This window comes from Mesorhizobium sanjuanii (genome assembly GCF_002529485.1).
GTDB classification, from domain to species: Bacteria; Pseudomonadota; Alphaproteobacteria; order Rhizobiales; family Rhizobiaceae; genus Mesorhizobium; species Mesorhizobium sanjuanii.
In genome coordinates, this window is record NZ_NWQG01000155.1 from 19,778 (window position 1) to 43,963 (window position 24,186).

The 24,186-nt window shown below is 61.4% G+C and carries 21 protein-coding genes; 5 read left to right on the forward strand and 16 right to left on the reverse strand.

Going from position 1 to position 24,186, the window contains the following annotated elements:
• Positions 1-110: 110 nt before the first annotated feature.
• The 11 genes from CN311_RS21645 to CN311_RS21695 form a co-directional block, all read right to left on the reverse strand.
• Complete coding sequence (locus CN311_RS21645; protein WP_097575743.1) at positions 111-1,505, reverse strand: multicopper oxidase family protein; 1,395 nt, start codon at positions 1,503-1,505, stop codon at positions 111-113.
• A 343-nt stretch (positions 1,506-1,848) separates the two neighbouring features.
• On the reverse strand, positions 1,849-3,705 hold the full coding sequence (locus CN311_RS21650; RefSeq protein WP_097575744.1) for a D-apionate lactonase family protein: 1,857 nt from the start codon (positions 3,703-3,705) through the stop codon (positions 1,849-1,851).
• Positions 3,702-4,076, reverse strand: coding sequence for a putative quinol monooxygenase (locus tag CN311_RS21655; RefSeq protein WP_097575745.1), 375 nt, complete (start codon positions 4,074-4,076; stop codon positions 3,702-3,704). Before CN311_RS21655 ends, CN311_RS21650 begins: the two co-directional genes overlap by 4 nt.
• On the reverse strand, positions 4,073-5,149 hold the full coding sequence (locus CN311_RS21660; protein ID WP_097575746.1) for a Gfo/Idh/MocA family protein: 1,077 nt from the start codon (positions 5,147-5,149) through the stop codon (positions 4,073-4,075). The genes CN311_RS21655 and CN311_RS21660 overlap by 4 nt, the downstream gene beginning before the upstream one ends.
• A gap of 3 nt (positions 5,150-5,152) precedes the next feature.
• Entirely contained in the window at positions 5,153-6,007 is an 855-nt protein-coding gene (locus tag CN311_RS21665; protein ID WP_097575747.1) for a fumarylacetoacetate hydrolase family protein, read from the reverse strand.
• A complete protein-coding gene (locus CN311_RS21670) occupies positions 6,008-7,024 on the reverse strand; it encodes a zinc-binding alcohol dehydrogenase family protein (RefSeq protein WP_097575748.1) in 1,017 nt (338 codons plus the stop codon).
• Between the two features lie 3 nt (positions 7,025-7,027).
• Positions 7,028-7,846 (reverse strand): MBL fold metallo-hydrolase, encoded by an 819-nt coding sequence (locus CN311_RS21675; RefSeq protein ID WP_097575749.1) that lies wholly within the window; start codon positions 7,844-7,846, stop codon positions 7,028-7,030.
• A 123-nt stretch (positions 7,847-7,969) separates the two neighbouring features.
• On the reverse strand, positions 7,970-8,989 hold the full coding sequence (locus CN311_RS21680) for a substrate-binding domain-containing protein (RefSeq protein ID WP_097575750.1): 1,020 nt from the start codon (positions 8,987-8,989) through the stop codon (positions 7,970-7,972).
• 86 nt (positions 8,990-9,075) lie between these two features.
• Positions 9,076-10,092 carry an ABC transporter permease gene (locus CN311_RS21685; protein ID WP_097575751.1) on the reverse strand — a complete coding sequence of 339 codons (1,017 nt, stop codon included), beginning with the start codon at positions 10,090-10,092 and terminating at the stop codon, positions 9,076-9,078.
• Entirely contained in the window at positions 10,089-11,621 is a 1,533-nt protein-coding gene (locus tag CN311_RS21690) for a sugar ABC transporter ATP-binding protein (protein ID WP_097575752.1), read from the reverse strand. The genes CN311_RS21685 and CN311_RS21690 overlap by 4 nt, the downstream gene beginning before the upstream one ends.
• A gap of 6 nt (positions 11,622-11,627) precedes the next feature.
• The gene (locus CN311_RS21695; protein WP_097575753.1) at positions 11,628-12,563 is read right to left on the reverse strand and encodes a ketopantoate reductase family protein; all 936 of its coding nucleotides are present in this window, start codon (positions 12,561-12,563) and stop codon (positions 11,628-11,630) included.
• A gap of 192 nt (positions 12,564-12,755) precedes the next feature.
• Here CN311_RS21695 and CN311_RS21700 point away from each other — a divergent pair, with 192 nt between their 5' ends.
• From CN311_RS21700 to otnC, 3 genes are read left to right on the forward strand one after another with little or no spacing between them, the layout of a single operon-like run.
• Positions 12,756-13,508 (forward strand): FCD domain-containing protein, encoded by a 753-nt coding sequence (locus CN311_RS21700; protein WP_097575754.1) that lies wholly within the window; start codon positions 12,756-12,758, stop codon positions 13,506-13,508.
• Positions 13,505-14,761: a 3-oxo-tetronate kinase gene (gene otnK / locus CN311_RS21705; RefSeq protein WP_097575755.1), complete on the forward strand. Its 1,257-nt coding sequence runs from the start codon at positions 13,505-13,507 to the stop codon at positions 14,759-14,761. Before CN311_RS21700 ends, otnK begins: the two co-directional genes overlap by 4 nt.
• Positions 14,758-15,396 carry a 3-oxo-tetronate 4-phosphate decarboxylase gene (gene otnC, locus CN311_RS21710; RefSeq protein WP_097575756.1) on the forward strand — a complete coding sequence of 213 codons (639 nt, stop codon included), beginning with the start codon at positions 14,758-14,760 and terminating at the stop codon, positions 15,394-15,396. The genes otnK and otnC overlap by 4 nt, the downstream gene beginning before the upstream one ends.
• 24 nt (positions 15,397-15,420) lie before the next feature.
• On the opposite strand, the gene CN311_RS21715 is transcribed toward otnC, so the two are convergent.
• From CN311_RS21715 to CN311_RS21730, 4 genes are all read right to left on the reverse strand, one after another.
• On the reverse strand, positions 15,421-16,215 hold the full coding sequence (locus CN311_RS21715) for a glutamine amidotransferase (RefSeq protein ID WP_097575757.1): 795 nt from the start codon (positions 16,213-16,215) through the stop codon (positions 15,421-15,423).
• An 85-nt stretch (positions 16,216-16,300) separates the two neighbouring features.
• Entirely contained in the window at positions 16,301-17,302 is a 1,002-nt protein-coding gene (locus CN311_RS21720) for a rhamnose ABC transporter substrate-binding protein (RefSeq protein WP_097575758.1), read from the reverse strand.
• Positions 17,303-17,348: 46 nt separating this feature from the next.
• Positions 17,349-18,338 (reverse strand): ABC transporter permease, encoded by a 990-nt coding sequence (locus CN311_RS21725; RefSeq protein WP_097575759.1) that lies wholly within the window; start codon positions 18,336-18,338, stop codon positions 17,349-17,351.
• On the reverse strand, positions 18,335-20,902 hold the full coding sequence (locus CN311_RS21730) for an ATP-binding cassette domain-containing protein (RefSeq protein WP_245440905.1): 2,568 nt from the start codon (positions 20,900-20,902) through the stop codon (positions 18,335-18,337). Before CN311_RS21730 ends, CN311_RS21725 begins: the two co-directional genes overlap by 4 nt.
• 263 nt (positions 20,903-21,165) lie before the next feature.
• Here CN311_RS21730 and CN311_RS21735 point away from each other — a divergent pair, with 263 nt between their 5' ends.
• Positions 21,166-22,362, forward strand: a complete 1,197-nt coding sequence (locus CN311_RS21735; RefSeq protein WP_245440906.1) for an ROK family transcriptional regulator — start codon at positions 21,166-21,168, stop codon at positions 22,360-22,362.
• Between the two features lie 946 nt (positions 22,363-23,308).
• On the opposite strand, the gene CN311_RS21740 is transcribed toward CN311_RS21735, so the two are convergent.
• On the reverse strand, positions 23,309-23,788 hold the full coding sequence (locus CN311_RS21740; RefSeq protein ID WP_133117232.1) for a hypothetical protein: 480 nt from the start codon (positions 23,786-23,788) through the stop codon (positions 23,309-23,311).
• A 152-nt stretch (positions 23,789-23,940) separates the two neighbouring features.
• Here CN311_RS21740 and CN311_RS21745 point away from each other — a divergent pair.
• Positions 23,941-24,186: helix-turn-helix domain-containing protein (locus tag CN311_RS21745; RefSeq protein WP_133117233.1), on the forward strand; the 246-nt coding region annotated here is incomplete at its 3' end.

Genomic DNA, 24,186 nt, shown 5'->3' on the forward strand with positions numbered 1-24,186 from the left:
ACAAAACAGGCCGACGGCGGCAATTTCTCGCCGATCAATGCAATTCCCAAACGCTCGTCTCACCCAAACGCTTGAGTCCTTGAAGCCAATGCTGCTGGCCGGGCGAGACTTCAAACCACTCTGATATAGCTCGTCATTCCCGATTTCTGGTGCTCGATGACATGGCAGTGCAGCAGCCAGTCGCCGGGATTGTCGGCAACGAAACCGAGCTGAACCTTTTCGTTGGGTTGCATGAGATAGGTGTCGGAAATCATCGGCTGAACCTGGCGCGTCGAGGACGATAGCACCTTGAAGCTCATGCCGTGCAAATGCATCGGATGCGATTGCGGCGTCAGGTTTTCCATATCGATGACATAGCTTCCGCCGAGCTTCAATTCTGCCAATGGCGCGGTTGGATCCGGCGTATCGCCAGACCACGGCACCTTGTTGATGGCCCAGAAGCTGTAGCCGAGCGAACCGCAGATACTGTCGCTCGGGATGTTTTCCGCCGTGGCGCTGAGCGCCAGTGAAATATGCCTGGCCGCGGTGAGATCCACCTCTTGCACCGGATTGACCTCAAGCGGTGGAAGGTCGCGAATATCTCGTTTGAGAGAGCTTCCCGTCGCGCGCAATGTCGCCAGCACTTTGGGCCTGGTGCCCCTGACGTCCCGCAGGCTCACGATTGCCCCTTCTTCGTCGGGCATGCGTATGGCGAGTTCGATGCGCTGGCCAGGTCCAAGCAGCAAGGCATCGGGTGCAAAGCGCTGCGGCACGGGATTGCCGTCAAGCGCTATGACTGCCGCCTCGGCGCCCTCGACACGAAAGGCATAGATCCGCGTGACGTCGGTGATGGCGGCCCTGAGCCGCACCAGCCCTCCGGCCGGCGCGTCATATTGCGGCTGATCCTGCCAATTGGCGGTGCGCACCGTGCCGTAGGTGCCGGTTTTCGCGGCATCGCGCGGCCGGAACTGGTCGATGAACTGACCGTCGTCGCCGAGCCGCCAGTCACGCAGATTTATCACGACCTCGGAATCGAATTTGGGATCGCCCGGATTCTCGACCACGATCACGCCTGTCAGGCCGTGGCCCATCTGGGTCAGCGTATTGCAATGCGGATGATACCAGAACGTGCCGGCGTCGGGCGGGGTGAAGGCGTAATCGAAATGATCGCCGGTATAGACATAGGGCTGGACCAGAAATGGGACGCCATCCATCTTGTTTGGAACGCGAACGCCGTGCCAATGGATCGTCGTCGGGTCGTCGATGGCGTTGACGAGGCGCGCGGCGAAGGGCTCGCCTTTTTTCATTCTGAGCACTGGAGGCATCCCAGCGTTGCCATAAGTCAGCACATTTCTGGTCTGGCCGACATCCATCAGCTTCGCCTGGATCCTGGCTGTCTGCAGTATCACCGGCTCGGGCTTGGCAGCGGCCCAGCCGGCAAACTTGCCTATAGTGGAGAGCCCGACCCCACTCGCTCCGGCAATCGCCGCAGTTTTCAAAAGCCCGCGGCGCGTGAGTATGGTCATGATGGGCTCCAGCGTGAAAGACAACTGCCGTGGGAATCGCCACCTTGTATCGTGAGCGGGCAACCAGGGCCAATGCCGATATTGGCACATCGCATCTCGATGATGCCATTGCCACCAGATGACATTTGCTTGCGGGGGCGGTCAGTGGCTTGGATGCAGTCGGCATACTGAGATTTTGAGATTTGGCTGGTGCTTCGAAAGAGGGTTGAACCCTCTCTTACATGAATAATTTCAATTGCTTAGTAACCTTTTTGTAACATTGTGACTACCGGCAAAATGACCAGAGAATCGTTTCCCAATGAACGAAAATGGTTCAGGTCTACCCGATAGGCATCACCCCTGATCACTGGCATTGAAGAACCATTGACCGATATGGTCCCAAGGTGGGTTTATCGTGAAAAGCAGTCGTCATCCGGTTGGCAGTCTCGCCGATAATGGCAACCGGCCGTGCGCCTGATGGAAGTGAGAGGTTCACCGCTGACGGCGTCAGATTTGCAGCAAGGACACGGACATCGTCCTCACGACGATATCCTATGGCGGCTACGCCTGCGTGGTCGACCGAAATCTGATAACGCTCAGCTCCAGCTGCTGCCGCCAGTTCAGCGTGCACCGCCTGGATAGGACGACGAATTCCCGTCGGACCGAGCAAGCCGAACCAACCAGTCGGGGACGCGATTGCAAGATGATCGACGCCCGCTGCAGAAGCCTGTGCCGCGACGCCGACAGCAAAAGCCGCTCCGAATAACGCGCCGTGCCGGGGGTCCTCGCCTGCAGCGGGCATTCGCACACGGGCAGGATTTGGAGCCACGCTCTGTCCGTAGGGATTGTGGCGCATGCCGATCGTGCAGGGTCCGAGCCAGATCGGCTTTCCCGGGCACAGGCGTCGCGCCGTGGCGATGACGGAGGGATAGACGCTCAGCGTCTCCATGACCGACAGATCGTCGGCCGCGTGCACGATGGCGGCGTTGCCGAAGAAGACGAAATCGGCCTCGCCCGTCGGCGGATTGCGATTGAACTCGGTGAATAGCGACGGCGTGCCGGCGCCGATGGCGGCGGCGATCCCGCTCGCCCGGAGCGCAGTCACCAGTTCGCTGATCGGCCGCTCGCCCGGAGGCACCGAATTCGAGGATCGTGTCTTGAACTCGCGTCGTGGCGAAACCAGCACGGCGCCAGGTTTGATTTCCGACGATCGGATCGCGTCGGCAACCGCCTTCGCTTCAATGCCGGGATCGACGGCGTCCAGGATTACCTCGATCGCGAGGCGCGCGCCTGTCGCGGCGGCAAGGCTGGCGGCCTTGCGCAACACATCCGCGTCATGGCCGCGTGCGCTGTCGAAACGAATGATGACATCCTGCGCGGCACCGAGCAGCGCCGCGCCAGCCAGCGCTGATGGCAGATCGTCGGGATCGACGAACAAGGCCATGGACGGCATCCGCCCGACTGGCCCGCCAAGCGTCAGGGTGGCGGTTCCGGCGATTTCAGGTCGGCTCATCAAGGCCTTGGTCTCGATGGAAACCGTGATGCGCTGGATGTCTTTTGCTCGCTTGGCGATGACATAGGGCCGTGGCTTCGACAATGGACGCACATAGGTCTTGAACGAGGCGTCGGTCCAGTTGCGCTGGTCTTCCATCTCGAAGGCATCGCCTTCCATGGCGACGGTGCAGGTGATGCCGGGTGCCGGCTCATGCGTCAGCGCGTTGATGTCGAAGGCCGGCTGGTCGGGGCTGATCGCATCGGGAAAGACTGTCTCCTCGATCCGCCCGTCGCTATGTCGGATAATCAGCCGTCCGCCCGCGGCCTCCGAGGGATGCAGCACGACGAAACCGGTGCGATTGGTCGGGAAGTCGCTGAGCGCGACCCCTTCCGCCTCCAAAGTCAGCGCGCCGGACGCTTTGCCTGTTATTTTCATCCGATAGGAGAAGCTGCCCTGCGGCCCGGCGCAGAGCCCATCATAGGCGACCTCGAACGCCCCCTGGTCTTGCTCTATCGTGAGGTTCGTGAGTTCGGCCTTGTAGGTTCCCCATGAGGCATCGCGCGCCAGGTAGTTTATCGCGCGCACCACTTCGACGCCGGCGAAGGAGATCGTACGCAGATTGCCGTCTTCGAGGATCGCGGTCAGCGGTCCGGCGGTGAGCGTCCGGCGCTCGGCAACCGGCTCGTCGGTGCCGAACAGGTCGAGGGTGGCGGCTTGCCCGCTCACATCGGTTCCCTGATCTTGGCGTTTTCCTGCACGGAATAGGCGAGCACGGTCTTTCTGATCACGAGTTCGCGCGAGCGTTGATCGAACTGTCGGAAATGCTCCGAGCCAAGATGGAGATCGAAGGCCGCGCGATCCTTATAGATTTCATAGAGGAAGACCTGCCTTGGACTTGCCGCATCCGCTGGTGTCAGCACATCGAAGCGCAGGCAGTCCGGCTCCAGCTTTACGGAAAGAGCTGCATTCTCGGCGACCAGCCGATGGAATTCTGAGAATGCCCCTTCAAGCAATTCGAACGCAACGGTGATCGCAAAGGCAGTGGCGTCCAAGCCTTCCTTTGCACCTTTCGACGCCTTGTTCGGACCCGATGTCATAGCGCCCTCCGGTCACTTGAGACGGCGGCGGCGCTTGCCTTCCGCTGCGCCGGAACAATCGCCCGGTGTTCTTCTGCCGCGCGGTATGCGGCGTCAACCAGTGCGTATGTCCTGAGATTGTCACTTCCCGAGGTCTCGGCGGGCACACCCCGCCGGAGACAACCGAGAAAATGGCGGCAGGCAACGAACGCGCCCTCCTGGGCGACGTGCCAGCGATCGCTGGTCCATGAGCGCAGCGGAGAGCCAATGTCTTCCTCGGTCGTTGCTCCATTGCTGGTAACCCGCATGCGCGAGCCCTGAAGAACGATGATCGACCCATTGTCGCCTTCGATCTCCACCAGCGTTTCGGGGAACGGATCGGGGTCGCGTCTCGCCTCATATGTGCACTCGACGACGCTGACGGCGCCGCTGCGATGGCGCAGAAGCATCGTGGCTGTGTCCTCGGCCCGCACCTTGGGATTGCGGCGCTGCGTTTCACAGGAGATGCGTTCGACTTCGCCCAGGAAGAAACGTGCGAGGTCGAGCACGTGGATGCCCACATCGGCGATCGCCAAACGTTCCTCGTCATAGAAATAAGGTTGCGTGCGATAAACATCGAAGCCGGTGCGAAACATTATCCGGGCCCAACTCGGCCTGCCGATGGCGCCACTGTCAATGACGCGGCGCACATGCCGCATTGGAGTCTGGAAGCGGAAATTTTCATGCACCGCCAGCCACACCCCAGCCTTTTCGGCTGTGTCGACGATGGCGACGCAATCCTCCCAGGTTGGAGCAAAGGGCTTTTGCACTATGGCGGCGACGCCTTTGCCTATCGCCAACTCGCAAAGCGCCCGGTGCGTGTCGTGGCGGGTTACGATGTCGACGGCATCGAGCCGCTCGTTCGCGAGCATGGTTGCGGCGTCCGTGTAGGAAGTAACGCCGAAAGTTCGACCGGCTGCTTGTGCCTTGCCTGGATCGACATCACAGACCGCGGCAAGCACGGCGCCTTCGCCGACAAGGTCTTTCCACGCATGCAGGTGGTTCTGTGCGTAGAAGCCGCAGCCGATGACCCCGATGCGGATCCCCCTCGCCATTTTCTATCCCGCAACGATCGGCGTTCTGAGAATGCCAATGCCCTCGGCTTCGATCTCGACGACATCGCCGGCCTTCATGAAGATCGGCGGCTTCTGGAAGATGCCGACACCAGCCGGCGTTCCCGTCGATACAATGTCGCCGGGTTCGAGCGGGATATATTGCGACAGGAAGGATATCAGCAACGGCAATGAAAACAGCCAGTCCGAGGTGCTGCCGTCCTGGAGCGTCTTGCCGTTGAGCCGCGTCTTCAGCGCGACGTTGTCCGGATGCGGCATCGCATCTGATGTGACGATGCAAGGGCCGATCGGCGCAAAGCCGGCAAAGTTCTTGCCGATGGTGATCTGGTTGTCCTTGAACTGCACGTCGCGCGCCGAAATGTCGTTGAGCAACGTGTAGCCGAAGATCGCCGGCATCACCTTGGCTTCATCGGCCTTGTGCAGTTGCTCGCCGATGACGGCCGAGAACTCCACCTCGTAGTCCATCTGCTCGGTCCTGACAGGCTTTTCGACCGGCACGTCGGGGCCGACCACGGAGGTCGGCAGCTTGGTGAAGAAGAACGGCTCGGTCGGCATCTTCGCGTTCGGGTTCTCCTCGGCATGGCCCTTGTAGTTGATGCCCGAGCACAGCACCTTGCCCGGGCGGATCGGGGCTTCGAGCCTCACATCGGCGATCGCATAGTGCGGCGCCTTGGCGAGACCGGCGCGAATGCGATCCAGCATCTCCCTGCCGCCGAGCACGACCTCCATCACGCTCTCCGCAAGTCCGGCCTCGGTCAGGCAGGCGATTTGGTCGCCGTCGAGCACGCCGGCGTGATGATCATGGCCTCCCTTGGGGTGGGAGAAGGTAACGAGCTTCATCTAGTCCTCCGAAACGAATACGGCCTTGTGCAAAGCCATTGGATTGTCTGCGAGCTTCTGGAAGACGCCGGGTGCTTCGCCGAGCGCGAAGGAACTTGCAATCTTCGGATAGTGGATCTTGCCGGAGGCGAGCAGTTCAAGCGCCTCGGGAAAACAGTCGACCGAGGCGCGCGAACCGAGGATCGTCACTTCCTTGCGGGTGAAGTCGAGGCCCGGGAAGGTGATGCCCTGGCCCTTCTTGACCAGGCTGAGGATGACGATGCGTCCGCCGGCGGCGACGAGATCGATCGTTCGCTCCATCGCCGGCGCAGCGCCCGTCGCCTCCATGACCACCGGCATGCCTTCCCCATTGGTAAGTTCCATGGCGCGTTCGACCAGACCGGCTCCGCCGGCGACTGGGATCGCGCCGAGGTCGGCCGCGGTGGTCAAGCGCTCTGCCGACAGGTCCGTGGCGTAGACCTTTGCGCCATGCGCGCGCGCCACTTCGATGATAGCCAGCCCGATCGGCCCGGCGCCGAGCACCAATATCGTGTCCTGCGCGCCGACCATGCCACGGCGGCAGCCCTGCACGCCGATTGCCACCGGCTCCGCGAATGCTGCCTCGAAGTCGGTCAGCCCATCCGGCACGACATTGAGGTTTCCGGCCGGAGCCGTCACGAAGTCGGCGAAACCGCCCTCGCGATGGACGCCGACAATGGCCAGATTGGCGCAGCAATTGCGCTTGCCGACCCTGCAGGGATAACAGCGGCCGCAGCCGATGAACGGGTCGACTACGACGCGGGTGCCGATCGGCGGTCCGCTGCTGCCGGGACCATAAGCTTCGACCACTCCAGATATCTCGTGGCAGCCGATCCGGGGATAGCTCACATAGGGGTTCTTGCCGGTGTAGATGTAGAGGTCGCCGGCGCAAAGCCCGGCAGCCTTGACGCGGACCAGCACCTCTCCCGGCTGCGGCTCCGGCTTCGGCGCGTCGGCCATGCGGATCGAAAACGGCGCGTCGAAGATCGCTGCACGCATCGATCAGGCCGCCTTGGCCGGGCGCACGACCTTGCCGTCGCCGTCGAATTCGATCCAGTCGCCGGCGCGCAGCAGATAGGGGTCGGCGATCGTCTCGCCGCGCGTCCTGGCCTGCCGGTGGTGCTCCATATATTCGGCGACGTCCTTGTCGCCATCGAGTTTGATGTAGTGGCAGGGCAGCACGGTCTCGAGGCCAAGCCATTGCGTGGCGAGAACGCCCTCATACGGGCTCATCTCGCCGGTCAGCATTTCGCCAGGCATTGGGTTGAGATGCAGGATCTCCTGCGGATTGGCGATGCCGATGCAGCCGACATTGGGCCTATAGAGTTCGGCCTGCAGCTTGAGGTCCGAGAAGATCGCAGTGTCGCCATAGTGGTAGAAGCGCAAATTGTCGTCGGCATAGACGATGAAGGCCATCGGCACGCCGGAAATGAAGGAATTGTCCTTCAGCCTGATCTGCGACCAATGATGGCATTCGAGCGGCTGGATTTCGATTCCGGCCACCTTGACGCGAATGCCCCAGGTCGTGGCGCGGATCTGGTTGGCCGGAATGCCGCGATCCATCAGCCAGGCCTTCACCTCGCCGCCGCAAACGACCGGGCAGCCATATTTCTGCGCTATCTTGTCGGTGTCGCCGAGATGATCGAAGGCGGCGTGGCTGACGATGACGAGATCGACGTGATCGAATTCGGTCGACCTGGTCGCCGCGCCCGGATTCTGGTCGAGGAACGGATCGCACAGGATGCGCAAGCCGTCGCGCGTCAGGATCTCGTAAGCGGCGACGCCGTGGAAGCGCATGCGGGTGGTGGGGTGACGTGCCATTTTATGTCCTTGGCCATTTTGTGTGACTGGCCATCCGGCGGCGAGGGAGAGTGCGCCGCCGGAGGCTGCCTGGACCTTGGAATCAAGACTGAGCCTTGAACCAGGGCTCCGGCATGGTGCGGCCTATTTTACATTCAGCGCGGTCAGCACCTTGTCGACATTGTCCTTGGTGATCAGGATGACGCCGGTGTCGAGCGAATCCGGGATCGGGCGGCCGCCATCCTTCGAGGTAAGACCGGCCGACTTCAGCGTGTTGTGGTTATAGTCGTGCAGCAGCTTGACCGCGTAGTAGATGAACAGCTCGCGGTTCTGCACGACGATGCCGTCGACCCAGCCCTCCTTGGCCGACTTGAAGAAATCGGGCGTCTGCTCCATCGCTGTCACCTTGATGTCGCCGGGATTCTTGCCGGCTTCCCGCAGCGCGGTGACGATGCCGGCGCCGGATTCGGAATCGAAGCCTGCAAGACCGGCTATATCGGGATTGGCTGCGAGGATCGCCGCGGTCACCTGGGCCGCCTTCTGCGCGTCGCCGCCATCGTCCTCATTGGCGACGATGGTGTATTTGCCGCCGCCATTGGCCTCGATATAGGCTTTGAAGCCGGCCACTGCCTCGCGCATATTACCGGCGTTGATGATCGACATCGACGCGAGCTTGCCGCCATTCGGCAGCATTTCCATCAGCTTCTTGGCCTGGGCGACGCCGACCTGTGTCCAGTTCGTGCCAATATAAGCGAGACGGCCGGAGTCGGGCAGATCGCCGTCATCTACGACCGTCGGCACGCCTTGCTCCATGCACTTCTTGACGGATTCGGTCAGCGACGGATCCCAGCCACCGACGACGGAAACACCGCTCGGCTTCTGTGCGCAGACCTGGTCGACGGCGGAGATGAAGCCCGGCACGTCGAAGTCGGTCGGCCCGGCGACAATCACCTTGACGCCAAGTTCTTCGGCGATCCGTTTCATGCCGACATAGTCATACTGCACGAACAGCGGCAGGTTGGCCTTGTTGGAGATCCAGTAGTAGGTCTCCTTGGCGTCCGCCGGCCCGAAGGATGATTCCTGCGCGGTGGCCGGAAAAGTGTAGAGCAATGCGGTGGCAGCAAGGGCTGCGCCGGAGAGTATCGTTCTCACTATCGATTTCATGCCCGTTCCTCCTGATGTTTTTTGTAGTCCCAGTTCCTGCGTGTCATCCGGCTTGTCCGAATGCCTCCTCCCGTCCTCGCCTGATCTCAGGCGCGGCCGCTGGTCTTGAAACGATCGAGCGAGACGGCAAACAACAGGACCGTTCCCACCACCAGCCCCTGCCAGAACACGCCGATCGCATTGATAATCATGGCGTTCTCGATCAGTGCGATGAAAAGCACGCCGAGAATGCCACCGAGGATCGTGCCTTCACCGCCCTTCAGGCTCGCTCCTCCAAGCACGGTGGCGGTGATGACCTTGAGTTCGATGCCGACGCCGGCGTTGACGACCGCGCTGTTGAGACGCGCCGCGCCCAGCACACCGGCAAGACCCGCCAGCGCCCCCATGATGACGAATCCGATCAGTATGAGCCGATCGACGCGAATGCCGGAAAGCTGTGCCGCGCGAGGATTGCCGCCGATGAAATAGAACTGCCGGAAGAAGCGCGTCCGCGCCACCAGCCAGCCGCCGACGAGCACCAGCACCAGCATTGCCCAGAAAGGCGACTGTATGCGCAGCAGCGGGTCCGCAGCCCGTCCATAGGCGGCGAAGGCATCGGTGATCGGGGTGACGCCCGTGCCGGCGGTGACATAGGTCAGGCTGCGATAGATGGTGAGCGTGCCAAGGGTTGCGATCAGCGCGTTGATGCCGATGCGCGTGACGATCAAACCATTGACCAGACCGCACAGCGCGCCAACCAGGATGCCGACCAGCACCGCAACTTCTGCCGGCCAGCCCCACCAGCCGGCAACGACCGCGGCCCAGACGCCGGAGAAGGCCAGGGTTGAGCCGACGGAGAGGTCGAAGGTGCCGCCGATCATCAACAGCATCATGCCGCAGACAAGAATGCCAACGGGCGCGAGATTGAGAAGCACGGCCCGCATGTTGGAAGCGGTGGGGAAGTTGTTCGGGTAGAGGATGCTCATCGCCAGCGCCAGCGCGATGACGAGCACGAACAGCGTCAACTCTCTGGAATCGGCAAGGCGCCGCACGATTCGCACGAGAAGGTTCTCGCGCCGGTGCTCGGCATTCTCTGCCATCGGTTGCGTGATCTGCATCGTCATGCCTCTGCCATTCCTGGTTCCTTGCGGACTTCAGCCACCGAAGCGGTGTATCTGGTGGCAAGGCGTAGCACCTGTTCTTCGCTCGCCCCATCGCCCGGCAATTCGCCCACGGTTCGGCCTTCCGCCATCACGACGATGCGGTCGGCAAGCGCCAGCACCTCGGGCAGGTCCGAAGAAACGACCAAAAGGGCGACACCTCTGTCGGCCAAAGCCCGCAGCAGCCGGTAGATCTCTGAGCGTGCGCCGACATCGACGCCGCGCGTCGGTTCGTCGACGATCAAAAGGCGCGGTTCCATCGCCAGCCATTTGGCCAGCAGGACTTTCTGCTGATTGCCGCCGGAAAGATTGCCAACGATCTGGCGAACGCTTGGCGTCGCGATGCGCAGTTCGTCGACGAAATTCCTGGCCAGCGCCTCAGCCTTGCGGTTAGAGAAATTCGCGCCCGACGAGACCCTGGACAGAACCGTCGCGGCGACATTGTTGACGATGTCCATGCCGAGGAACAGGCCGGCCGCCTTGCGGTCTTCCGGCACCATGCCGATGCCGGCATGCTTGCCGTCCCATGGGCCTTTCGGATCGATCGTCGTGCCGCCGATGCGAACCGAGCCGCCGTGCCGGCGGCGGGCACCGAAGATCGCCTCGCAGAACTCACTGCGGCCCGACCCGATGAGACCGGCAAGGCAGACGATCTCGCCGGCCCGAACGGTGATCGACGCCGAGCGCACCAAAGGCGGCGCATCGACGTTCTGGGCCTGGAGCACGACGTCACCGATTTTCCGCCCCGCGGGGGAGCGCGAGAAATGCACGTCGCGTCCGACCATCAGGCGGATCAGTTCGTCTGTCGAGGTCTCGACGACCTTGCGCGTTCCGGCAAGCTTGCCGTCTTTGAGCACGGTCACGGAATGGCAAAGCGCAAAAATCTCGGCGAGACGGTGCGAGACGTAGATCACCGAAACGCCGTTGCCGGCCAGGCGGCGCACCACGTCGAACAGTTTTTCGGTTTCGGTCAGGGTCAGCGCCGCCGTCGGCTCGTCAAGGATGAGGATCCTGAGGTCACGCGACAACGCCTTGGCGATCTCGACGATCTGGGCTTGCGCCGGCGACAGCGCCGATACTTTCAGCGCCGGGTCGATGACGACGCCAAGCTGTGCGATCAACGCTTTTGCCTGTTCGCGCATGGCGCGGACGTTGACCTGGCCAAGCCACTGCGTCGGCTGGCGGCCAGCGAAGATGTTCTCGGCGACCGAAAGCTGCGGCACCAGCGAGCCTTCCTGATGCACGATGCCGATGCCGAGATCGCCGGCGGCTTTTTCGTCCAGCGTGCCGATCTCGGCGCCGTCGACCAGCACCGTGCCTTGATCCCGCGAATAGACGCCGGCAACGATCTTGCCGAGCGTCGACTTGCCGGCACCGTTTTCGCCAAGCAATGCACGGATCTCACCGCCGTCGACGCTCATGGAGACGTCGTCCAACGCCCGCACGCCGGGGAAGAACTTGGAAAGGCCGTTGATTTTGAGCCGCGGCGCCATGGCCCGTTATGCCTTGACCTGGAGATAGTGGGCCTGCTTGGCCTGGATCATCCAGACCATGGCTTCGTTGACGGGCGTTGCCACACCGGTGCGCTTGCCCGCGTCGACGATCGCTCCGTTGATCACCTCGATCTCGGTCTGCCGCCTGGCCTCGACATCCTGCAGCATCGACGCCTTGCCGCCGACCGCTTTCTCCAGCAACCCGGTGATGGCGGCCCAGCGCTCATCATAATCGAGCGCGATGCCTTGCGCTTTCGCCACCGCCACGACCTCTCCAAGGATGGCGGCCATCAGGCTCTTGGTGCCGTCGAAGGCGACGAGTTCATGTGACATCAAATTCAACAGCCCGGCGACCGGCAGCGTGCAGGCATTCAGCGCCAGCTTCTTCCAGACCTCGTCGAGGATCTTGTCCGACTGGGTCGTCTCGATCTGCGCCGCACGAAACAGCTCGATAACCTTGCCGAGCCGCTCGGAAGGTTCGCCGGTGAGCTCGCCGATGTAGGTCATGCCGGAGCCGGGGTGCTTGACGCGGCCAGGCGCCAGCAACGTGCCGCCATGGTAGGTCAGGCCCACCAGCACGCGGTCTTCGCCGACGATCGAGGCAATACGCGGCGCGTTGCCCCAGCCGTTCTGCAGGCTGAGCACGGCGGTCTCGCTGGCGATCATCGGTTCGGCGGACCGGATGGCAGCCTCAGTATGATAGCATTTGACGAAATTGATGATGAGATCGACCGGGCCGACGCTCGCCGGATCATCGCTTGCCGGCACCCTGATCACCGGCAGCGAACCATCCTTCTCCTCGATGGTCAGCCCGTTGTCGTTGATTGCCGTCACCGCCGCCTTGGATACGTCGATCAAAGTCACGTCGTTGCCGGCGCGGGCCAGATAGCCCCCGAATATCCCGCCCATGGCTCCGCCGCCGCCCAGAATGGCGATTTTCATGCATCTTCCTCCCTTGGCGATTGCAACGTTTGGCAATCGCAAAGCGTGTTGATTTGCCGGCTTTGGATTTTCGCCAAATCCGACACCCAGCCGATACTCATGGAGCCCGGCCTTATCTTCCCGCTTTCAATCCTGTGATTTCAGCATTGCAAGCTGTTGCATGGTTGTCAAGCATGATGGTATGAAAGGTCTATGGTCGACCCACTTGTCATAGAACGAAAAAAGCTCTTCGAGCACGTTGCTACGCATCTCGAAGGGCAGATCCTCTCCGGCAAACTCAAGCCCGGGGACCAATTGCCGCCCGAACGCGATTTGCAGTTGCGCTTCGGCGTCGGCCGGCCCGCCATTCGCGAGGCTTTGATATCGCTGCAGAAGGCCGGCCTCGTCGAACTCACCAATGGCGCCCGCGCCAAGGTGCTGATGCCGACAGCCAGCCACATCTTCACCGGCATGGCGCCTGCCGTCAGGCAGATGTTGTCGACGGAGGAAGGGCAGCGCTCCTTTCAGGGCGCCCGCATGTTCTTCGAAGTCGGCCTCGCTCGCGAGGCTGCCCGCACCGCGACGCCCTCGGACCTGGAAGCGCTAGGCGAGGCGCTGGAAGCTAATCGTTTGGCAATCGGCGATCGTGACCGTTTCACCAGCACCGACATTGCTTTCCATTTCGAGTTGGCGCGCATCGCCCGCAATCTCGTCTTCGTCGCCCTGCATGACCAAATTTCGGAATGGCTCAAGGAGCAACGCATTGTCACGCTTGCCGCCGACGGCCAGGAGCAGACGGCGTATGAGGCACACCGCGCCATCTACGATGGGATTGTCGCGCGCGATCCCGACCGGGCCGAAAAGGCGATGCGTGAGCATCTGGATCAGCTGACGACGATGTTCTGGCGCCAGCGGGCATGTGACCAGGAAGCAGATGATCATAAAATGGGCGACCACGACGCATGAAGATCGGCGTCATCGGCGACGATTTCACCGGCTCCGGTGACATCGCCAACACGCTCGCCAAAGCAGGCGCGCGGACTGTCCAGTATGTCGGCACGCCGATTGGAAAACTGGCGGACGGAAGCATCGAAGCTGCGGTGATCGCACTCAAAACGCGCTCTGTTGCGGCCGATGATGCCGTGGCTCAATCTCTGACAGCTTGCCGCTGGCTGGTTGTCAACGGCGCGGAGCAGATCGTGTTCAAGTATTGCTCGACCTTCGATTCGACGCCTGAAGGCAATATCGGACCCGTGGCCGAAGCGCTGCTGGCGGAACTGGACGCGCCGCTGGCCCTTGTCTGTCCTGCCTTTCCCGCCAACGGCCGCACGCTCTACAACGGACACCTCTTTGTTGGCGACCGACTGCTCAGCGAGTCGGGCATGGAAAATCATCCTCTGACGCCGATGACCGATCCCGACATCAGGCGGTGGCTTTCACTTCAGACACGGCTCAAGGTGGGGCATCTTGCGCTGCAAAGCTTGCGGTCGGGTGACGCGGAAGCGGCCTTGAGCCTTGCCAAACGCGACGGCGAAAAACTGATCGTCGCCGACGCGATCTCGAACGACGACCTGATGGCATTGGGCCGGATAGCCAAGACCCATCGGCTGGTCACTGGTGGCTCCGGTATTGCCATGGCCCTGCCTGGCAATTTCGGCATCCGCCCCGCAGTCGAAGGCCGACTGCAGTTCGATGGGGTTTGCGGTCCCGCATTTATTCTCTCCGGCAGTTGCTCGTCGGCGACACGCACGCAAATTGCCGCCTATTGCAGAAGCCATCCCTCGATGCGTCTTGACGCCGAGGACGCACTCGACCCGGATGCTGTCGTCGCCAGCTGCCTTAATTTCCTGATCACCCATAAGGGCTCTGGCCCACTGGTCTACTCGACGGCAGAGCCTTCCGAAGTGTCGGCGGCACAGGCTCGGCACGGGCGCGAGCGGTTGGCAGCACTGTTCGAGGCCATTTTCGCTGAACTCGCGGTGAAGGCGGTGACTGCTGGCTTCCGGCGTCTGGTCGTTGCTGGCGGAGAGACCTCCGGCGCTGTCGCCTCGGCGTTCGGAGCGTCGGCGCTTGAAGTCGGTCCGGAGATCGACGCTGGGGTGCCGGTGCTCATTCTCGACGGTGAGCCGAGGCTGGCCTTCGCGCTGAAATCAGGCAATTTCGGTGCATGCGATTTTTTCGAACGCGCGCTCCATGCCCTGAAAGGTGACGCCTCATGACCTTGGAAGAACGGCAACTTCGCGACGAGTTCTGCCGTTGGGGCGAATCCCTCTTCATGCGTGGCTATACGGCCGGCTCGTCGGGCAATCTGTCGGCTCGACTTGTCGACGGTTTCCTGGTCACGCCAACCAATTCCTGCCTGGGGTATCTCGAACCCGGCAGGCTGTCGAAGCTGGATACCCAAGGCATAGCCGTGTCCGGAGATGCTCCGACCAAGGAGATACCCCTCCACATGGCATTCTATGAGGCGCGGCCGCAGGCGGCAGGTGTCGTGCATCTTCACTCGACCTATGCCACGGCGCTTTCCTGTCTCGAAGAAACCGACCAGGATGACGCCATCCCGCCGATTACGCCGTATGTGGTGATGCGCGTCGGGCGGGTGCCGCTACTGCCCTACACCCATCCAGGGTCGGCTGACGTTAGGCCGTTGGTTTTAGCCAAGGCACAGGATCATGCTGCCGTCCTGCTGGCCAATCATGGGCCAGTGGTTTCCGGGCGCAGTTTCCACGATGCCGTCTTTGCCGCGGAGGAGTTGGAGGAAACGGCAAAACTGGTGTTCCTGACCAAGCGGCTACGTGTGCGACGACTGGATGAACGGGTGGTCGCGGAGCTGCAACAACGTCGACAAAAGTGAATGTCCATGTTGGCTCTTGCACGGTCATTCGGGCCCAGGTGGACTGCTCAGAGCCACCTCATCGTTGCCGGCGAGCCACCGCACCATGTTCGCCATCAGCTGGCCGTAGAACGGCCACCCAAGAAAATCCTGCGAGAGCCAGTGCGGGCCGATGTCGGTCGCCCAGGCGACCGTGCGGCCTCGGCCATGGTTGCGAACGGCAAGGAGCGGCCAGTCGGTGCCGCGATGGTGGCAAATCGCGAGAAGCCGGGACGAACCGTCGCTCCTGAAATCCAGCTTGTTCATACCGAGGATCGGCGGCAAAGGCATCTCCACCCCGGCAAAGATCGGGTGGGAGGACTGCAGAATGGACGCTTGCAATCCTTGCGGCACCTCCAGGCCGTCGCAAAACGGCAAACAGCGCACCGGCAGCACGTCTTCAACCGGGGTGTCGTGAAACCGCGCCGTCCCGAACATGCCCTGAAAGCCCATATAGCCGCCGGCCAACATCAGCCCGCCGCCGTTTTCGACATAGGCTTTCAGCACCTCGAGGCGGTTAACGCCGACACGCCCGGCGCGGGCATCCGGCGTGACCAGCAATGTCAGCGCGCCTACATCGGAAATCACTACCGCTTGATACCGGGCGAGCGCATCGAGGTCATAGGGAAACTCCGCGGCGCAGCGCTCGCCTCCGATCTGCGTGACTGAGATGCCCTCTATGGCCAGTGCGGCGTTGAAGGCCGTCGCGCCATTTGTCGAGGTCGCGCTTGTCAGCACATCGCCCCCGGCAGCGACCGACGTGATAGCCGCGAAGGTTTCACCTGCAAGCAACATGTTCATCTTCTCACCTGCACCAATCGGTCGATAAAAGAGACGCAGGGACGCCGATCATTTGGCGCCCCCACTGCGGATCCAGGTCGGCGGTTCAGAACTTGAACTCGGCCAGATTTTCGGGGGTCACGATCTTCGCCGGACCAAGGATCAATTCGCCGCCGGTCCCGATCGTGTACTCGCCAAGCCTGCCCGCCGTGAACTTCTCACCTTCCTTGCCGGTGATCTTGCATTGCGCAACGGCTTGGGCAGTCTGATAGGCAAGATAGCCGAGATCGGTGACGTTCCACCAGATGTCCTGTGCGGCGCCGTCCTTGATGTATTTGGCGATCAGAGTGGCGGGGGCGAGACCGGTGAGCTTGACCTTGCCGATGAGGCCTGCCTCCTCGAGTGCCCGAGCGGCCGCCGGGAGGCCGATGCCCGCCGGAACGATGATCACCTTGATATCCGGAAACGCCTGCACCAGCGCCAGCGCCTGCTGCTGGTTGATCTGTTCGCTTTCTTCGCCATAAGCGACCTGCACCAGCTTCATCTTGGCGAACTTCGGCTCGGCCGCCATCTTCGCCTTCATGAAGTCGATCCAGGCGTTCTGGTTGGTCGCCGTGGGCGTCGACGACAGGATCGCGAATTCGCCTTCACCACCGCTGAGATTGAATGCGCTTTCCAGCATCATTTCGGCAAGACTGTCACCCTTCACCTGATTCACGAACGCAGTCCGCGCATCGGCCGCCACGTCGGAGTCATACGAAATCACCCTGACGCCCTGCTGAACGGCGCGCTTCAGCGCAGGCGCAACGGCATTGGCGTCGTTGCCGGCAATTGCGATGACCCCGACCTTCTGAGACACGAGGCTGTTGATGAATTCGATCTGTGCCTCCGCCGTCGCCTGCGATGGGGCGACTTGGATAGCGGTGCCGCCAATTTCCTTCGCCGCCTCTTCGGCCCCTCCAAAAGCCACCTTGAAGTATGGATCAGTGTCGAGCTTGGGCAGGAAGCCGACCGTTACGGGCTCCTTGGCGCATTCCTGGCTCAGAGCCAGCGAGGTTGGTGCGAGCAGAACCGCGGATGCGAGCAGGGCTAATCTAAACGCTTTCATTGTTACTCCTCCATCAAAATTCGGGCTTGAAGAAAGGGGCCCGAGATCACCCCTTGGTTTCGCGCAAGGCGCGCGATCTCGAAAGCCGCTCCTGTGCGGAGCGCCAGTAATTGCCGACCAGCAGCGAACCGATCAGAAGCAAGCCGATGATCATGCCCTGTGCGTCGCCGCCGATCTGATTCAGTGCCAGCACATTGCGGATGACGGCAATCAGCACCAGTGCCAGCATGACGCCGGTCAAGCGACCCTTGCCACCAAAGACGCTGACGCCGCCGAGAAGCACGATGGTGATGACATCGAGCTCCATGCCGAGCGCATTGTTGGCGCGGGCGTTGGAAAGGCGCGCGGTATAGACGATGCCGGCAATTGCCGCGACGACGCCGGAGACGACGAACAGGTTCAGCACCATGCGGCGCGTGTCTATGCCGGAATAGCGTGCCACTTCGGGGCTGCCGCCGAGCGCGTAGATGCGCTTGCCGGTCGGCGTCTTCTGCAGGATGACGGCAAACACCGGCGCCAGCGTCAGGAAGGGCACGATGGTCCACGGTATCTGCGTGCCCGGCAGATTGTTGATGCCGAAATCGACGACCGCAGGCGGCAGGATGTTGACCGAACCGGTGCCGAGCAGGATGTAGCCTATACCTCGATAGAGGGCCATGGTGCCGAGCGTCACCACCAGCGCCTGCAGCCCCAGGCCGGAGACCAGATAGCCGTTGAAGGCGCCGAGTAGGCCGCCGACCACGAGCGTTAGCGGGATTGCCACCAGCGTCGGCACACCGGCCTGGACGAACAGGCCAAAGACCACGGATGTCAGCGCCAACATCGAGGCGATCGACAGGTCGATCTCGCGGGTGATGATGAGCAGCGTCATCGGCAGAATCAGCAATGCCTTCTCCGAGGCGCTCGCGGCCAGTTGCGAAAGATTGAAGCCGGAGACGAAATTCGGCACGAAGACCGCCGCGTAGAGGAATATGGCCAGACAGGAGATTGCCAGCAGCAGATCCCAGAAGTCGATCGAACGAAGGAACTTCCTCATCTCGCCCTCGCCTGTCTTGCCTGCTCCGCGCGCCGCACGATGAAGGTGTCGATGCCGATGGCGACCAGGATCACCAGACCGTAAACGCCCTGCAGCCACAGCGGGTCGACGCGCACCAGCGTCAGACCGTTCTTGATCACCAGCAGGGTGAGCGCGCCAAGGATGATGCCGAGCAGCGTGCCCGAACCACCGCGGATGGCGACGCCGCCAACCACCGCCGAAGCGATCACGGTGAGTTCGAAGCCGAGCGCGACACGAGCATCGATGGTGGCGTAGCGGGATGCCCAGAGCGCCCCGCACAGGCCGCCAAGCAGGCCGGCCATGCCAAAGGCCAGAAGGATGCGCCGATCGACGGGGATGCCGATGAGACGCGCCCCGTCCGGGTTGGAGCCGGTGGCAAACAGTTCGCGCCCAATGGCCGTGCGATAGAGCAACACGTAGCCGGCGCACAGGATGACAATGGCGATGACGACGATCAGCGGCACGCCGGCGATTTTCAGACCGGTCATGTCGAGCCAGGCCTGCGTGACCTCGTCGGCGCTGATCTGGTCGCCCGCCGCCCAGATCGAATTGAAGCCGCGAAAGATCGACATCGACGCCAGGGTGACGACGATGGCCGGGATCTTTCCCCTGGTGACGACAAGGCCGTTGATCAGGCCAGCGACAACGCCGACCGCGCATGCGGTCGCAAGGCCGATGCCGATGTCGAGTCCAGGATAGGCCTGAACCATGCTGGCCGCCATATAGGCTGAAAGACCGATCACTGCAGCGATCGAAAGGTCGATGTTGCGGGTGATCAGCACCAGCATCTGCGCGAGTGCCGCAACAACCAGCAAGGCAGCATCCATCGACACGGCGGTCAGGTTTGCCGCGCTCACCATGCGCGGGTTCAGAATGGTGACGGGAATGGCTACCGCCAATATCGCGGCGAGCAGCCCGAACTCTCGCCGCTTCAGGAAATCGAACGGTCCTCCTTTCTCGTCCTTGAGAGAGACACGCGCAGCCTGTGCTGCCGGGTCGACGCGTTCGTCCGTCTTCGTCGCCGCCTCTAGCACTTTTTCCTGGGTAGCTTCCCCGCGCGCGAATTCGGCCGTCTGGCGGCCTTCGCGAAGGACAACGATGCGGTCGCACATGCCGATCAACTCAGGCATTTCAGAGGAGATCAAGAGGATCGCCATGCCCTGCGCGGAAAGATCGGCGATCATCGCGTGCACCTCCGCCTTGGTGCCGACATCTATGCCTTGCGTCGGCTCGTCGAGGATGAGGACACGCGGTTCGGTACGCAGCCATTTGGCCAGCACCACCTTCTGCTGGTTGCCGCCGGACAATTCCTTGACCGGCTGCCCGTAACCAGAGAAGCGCAGCTTCATGCGCTTCAGCCAGTCCGCAACCAGGTCGATGGCGCGGTCCGTGCTGTAGAGGCCGGAGGCCGCCGCCTTGTCGAGTATTGGCAGCACGGCATTGTCTAGGATGGAGAAATCCATCACCAGGCTCTGGCCCATGCGGTCTTCCGAGACATAGGCGATGCGCGCACCCATGGCATCGCGTGCCGATGCGAAGCGCACAGCCTCGCCGTCGATCAGAATTTCGCCGGCGTCCGGCTGGTCGATGCCGAACAGCACGCGCGCAATCTCGGTCCGCCCGCTGCCAACCAGGCCGCCCAGCCCGAGCACCTCTCCAGCATGCAGCTTGAGGTCGATGCCGGCGAAGCCGCCGGCGCGCGAAAGCCCCCTCGCCTCCAGCACCAACGCGCCGGTGGCGTGATCACGTTCCGGATAAAGGTCGCTCACCTCGCGCCCGACCATCATGCTGATGGAGGCCGCGCGGCCCAGCTCCGCCTTGGGCTTGACGCCGATGAGACGCCCGTCGCGCAGCACCGCGATGCGGTCGGCGATGCGAAAGATTTCATCCATGCGGTGGCCTACGAACATCATCGCCACGCCGTGCAGCCTTAGATCGGCAACGACGCTGAACAGCCGCTCGACCTCGCGTTGCGACAATGCGGCGGTCGGTTCGTCCATGATCAGCACGCGCGCATCCAGCGACAGCGCACGGGCAATCTCGACCAGTTGCTGTTCGGAGGTGCGCAGTGTTCCCAGCCGCGTTGCCGCCGGCACGTCGAGACCGACGGTGGCCAGCACTTGGCGCGCGCCGGCCAGCATGGCGGTATTATCGATGCCGCCGAAGCGGTCGCGCGGCATGTGGCCGAGATAGATGTTCTCCGCCACCGAAAGATCAGGAAACAGGCCGGGATGCTGGTGCATGACCGCAATGCCGGCGGCTTGCGCGTCATGCGGCGTGTGGAAGACCGCCGGCTTGCCGTCAACCTCGACGTGACCACTGGTGGGGGAATGCACGCCGGCCAAAAGCTTCACGCAGGTGCTCTTGCCGGCACCGTTTTCGCCAAGCAGCGCCAGAACCTCTCCGGAGCGCAATTCGAAGGAGGCGTCCTTGAGGGCGATCGTGCCGCCGAAAGCCTTTGTCGCCTGAACCAGGGCAACCGGGACGGCCACGTTTCTCGTCGCCGCGGCAGCGGCTACGCCATGTGCGCCAGAGTGCAGCACCTCTCCTCCCTAGTCATTGCCTAATCACTGTTGTTTTTTCAATTTGCTATATTAAATGAAGCTTGACCGCAACAGGAAAATTGACTTCCATTAGCCCTGCAGGCACTGTCGTGTCGCGCATAAGCGCGGTCGGAATGCCTCGATCGCAGCAGCTTCAAAGTTGTAGGCGGCTAGGCTGGCTCGGTGAAAAACTGATCGGAGACGCCAGTTTGTCTGGAAAAGGCAGTAATTCTGTCAAAGTTCGGCATTACAATGAGCGTTTCGTGCTCGATGCAATACGCCGGCTGAAGGAGGCTTCCAAGTCTGACCTTGCGCGCGCCGCAAATCTGACGCCGGCCGCTGTCGCAACTATTGTCGACGGTCTGGAGTCCTCTGGTTTCGTAAAGCAAGTGGGAAAAAGGTTCGGGCAGCGCGGATCTCCTTCCACACTCTACAGGCTCACGCCGGAGCGGATCTACAGCGTCGGCATCAAGATCGGCCGGCGCGCGCTGGAAGCCGTGTTAGTAGACTTCGCCGGCGAGGTCCGGGCCCGCGAGTCGCACGAATACCGGTTTCCGGATCCCGATCTGGTGCTCAGGGCCGGAAATATGGCGCTTGCCAATTTCGACAAGGTGGTCGCCGGGCTTGGCGGGGCCAGCCTTGTCGGCTTAGGCATCGCTTCGCCCTATTTCCTGGGAGGCTGGAGCGAAGAGCTCGGCTTTCCCGACGACCTCGGCAACCGCTGGGACGCAATCGACCTTTCAACTTTCTTCGCCACAAGGCCGAAAACTCAGGTGTTCGTCGAGAACGACGCGTCATCGGCAGCGCTGGCCGAACTGATCCAGGGGGCCGGCGCTCGGTTCCGCGACTTCATGCATATCTCGATCGACACGTTCGTCGGCGGTGGGCTGGTGCAAGGCGGCAAGGTCCATACCGGTCCGCACGGCAACAGCGCTGCGCTCGGCCCGTTGCCGGTCTCGCCTTCAAGCCTCGATTCGGTGGCAGCCAAGCCGGCCCGCTACCAGAGCCTGCTACATCGCGCGTCGATCTATGTGCTGGTCAATCATCTCAAGTCGCGCGGCATCGAGATCAATCGGGTGCGGGAACTGGATCCCCTGCCGCCGGGGGCGCGCGTGCCTTTGTTCGAATGGATCGACGATTGCGCCAGCGCTCTGGTCGAGGCGATCATCGCCATCACCTCCGTCATCGACATCGAGGCGATCGTTCTCGACAGCATCCTGCCGCGGCCTATCCATCACGAACTCCTGGCAAGGGTGCAGACCCAGTTCAACCGGACCAGCGCCATCGGCATTGTCGCGCCGGAAATCGTGTCGGGACAATTCGGCCCCGAGGCCTCGCCGATCGGCGCGGCCATGTTGCCGTTCTCGGCACTGCTAGCTCCCGACAGCGGCGTGCTGATGATCGGCAAGGACCGAACAATGTTGCTGGATAGCCTTTCGAGGCTTGCCAGCCAAAGGTAGATAAGCAAGATGCTCAGCGATCTTGTGCGAAAGCTGGCCGTTCCGATTCAGGAGATTTCGAACGCGACCAGTCGCCAATTCCATCCGATTTGTTACGGCAGTTGCAACGTCAGAATGGACAAAAACCGTTGCAAGTCAACGACTTCAATACTTTCAACGGGATATACTGGTGCTGCGAGAGAGGATTGAACTCTCGACCTCTCCCTTACCAAGGTTCATGACTAAACGCCGAATTCACTTACGTTTTCCGAATGTTGCACGACGCCGCTTGATGCCCTGTGGCAAATTTGCGTCAATGGGTCCACGCTGCCGATCAAAGAGCGCGGCGACATTCCGGCCTCCCTCGTCGCTGTGTACGTACGTTTTCATGAAGAGTGCTGGCGACTTCCATGACGCCTCTAAGACTAAGGATCAGGGCGGTTTGACGAGCAGTCAATTTGCGACCGCCACCTGTGCCATGAGCGATCCGATCCGCCGCGTTCTCGATCGGTGTCTTCCACTCCAAATGAGCCGGCGCGATGCACCCCTCATGAAGTGGGCGGCATCATAGTGATGTGGATGTTGCAATAGCTGTCGCATTTGCTGTTCCGCGCGTCTTCGCATCTCGATGCCTTTCCGAAGCGTTAGGAGGGCATACCCCGCATAGAAACTCAAGATCGACCGATCAAGTTACTAAGAAGGATGGCGTCGAGATCAGCCGCCGGTGGGCGACACTCCCGGCGCACAACGCGATGGCGTTGTCCTCCGCTGTCGTCTCCCAAACCTAGAGACTCTTAAGATGGCGCGACGATGGACGAATGCCTTCAGCCATTACTTCCAGGAAGGGGAGTAACCCGTGTTTCGGCTACGCTTGCATCATAATTCAATGAATTATGAAAAAGTGACAAGTCGGCCGATGCTAACACCATCACATCGGCCGACTCGGATTTATGCTTTGTGCCTGGTATCACCACTTGATGCCAAGGTTCTTCCGAAAGAAGCTGTTCTCGCCGCCAAGGATATTACCGCTGAGGATTTCTCCCATGTCTATATGGGTCATGTTTGGAGGAAGAATAAGACTCAATCCTCCAGTGAGGTTGGCGATGGCCACATCCACAATCTGTTGCGCGGGAGCAAGGCCACTACGGCAGTCATTGATGCCCTGGTTCGCAGCCTCATTACCTTGCCGCTCGAATTCATTGAACGTCTGTGTCAAAGCGGTGTTGAGCTTAATATAAAGAGGCGAGCTGGTCTTGCCAGCTGCCTCCATCATCGAAACGACGGCGCGAATATCGGCAGTCTGTGCAATGTACTGGTCCGCTAACTGGGAATTCACAGCATCCGTGACTACGTTGCTGCAGTAGTCCGCTTTGGCTGACGTGGAAATGCCGACTGTCAAGACGGTTGCAACAGCGAGGGCGGAAGCGATTTTGACGATCTTAGACATTTGAGGCTCCTTCGGGTTAGTCAGCGTCATTGCTGATGGCCAAAGAAAGCCAGAGCGGGCGGATAATTGGCAGAATGGCAATTTCCCCGACGGGTAAAAGCAGATAGATTTCTTATTAATTTGGCCGCACCATCTACTTGGGAGTCGCCTAAGTGCCGAAATCAAAAGATAAAAATCATCCGGCGGTCCTGTCCTTAAAAGATTATCAGTTCCGCAAAAAAATCAGTCGAGAGGAGTTGGCGGAGCTGGCTGGAATTGGATACGGCACCCTTCAAAAGCTAATGTCAGGAGAGATTCCAACAGACACGACGCTAAGAACTATCGAAACAAACCTAGGGGTGAGGCTTCTTGCCTCCTATCAAATGGTCGCGCACCCCGACCTGGGAGAATATCCTCAG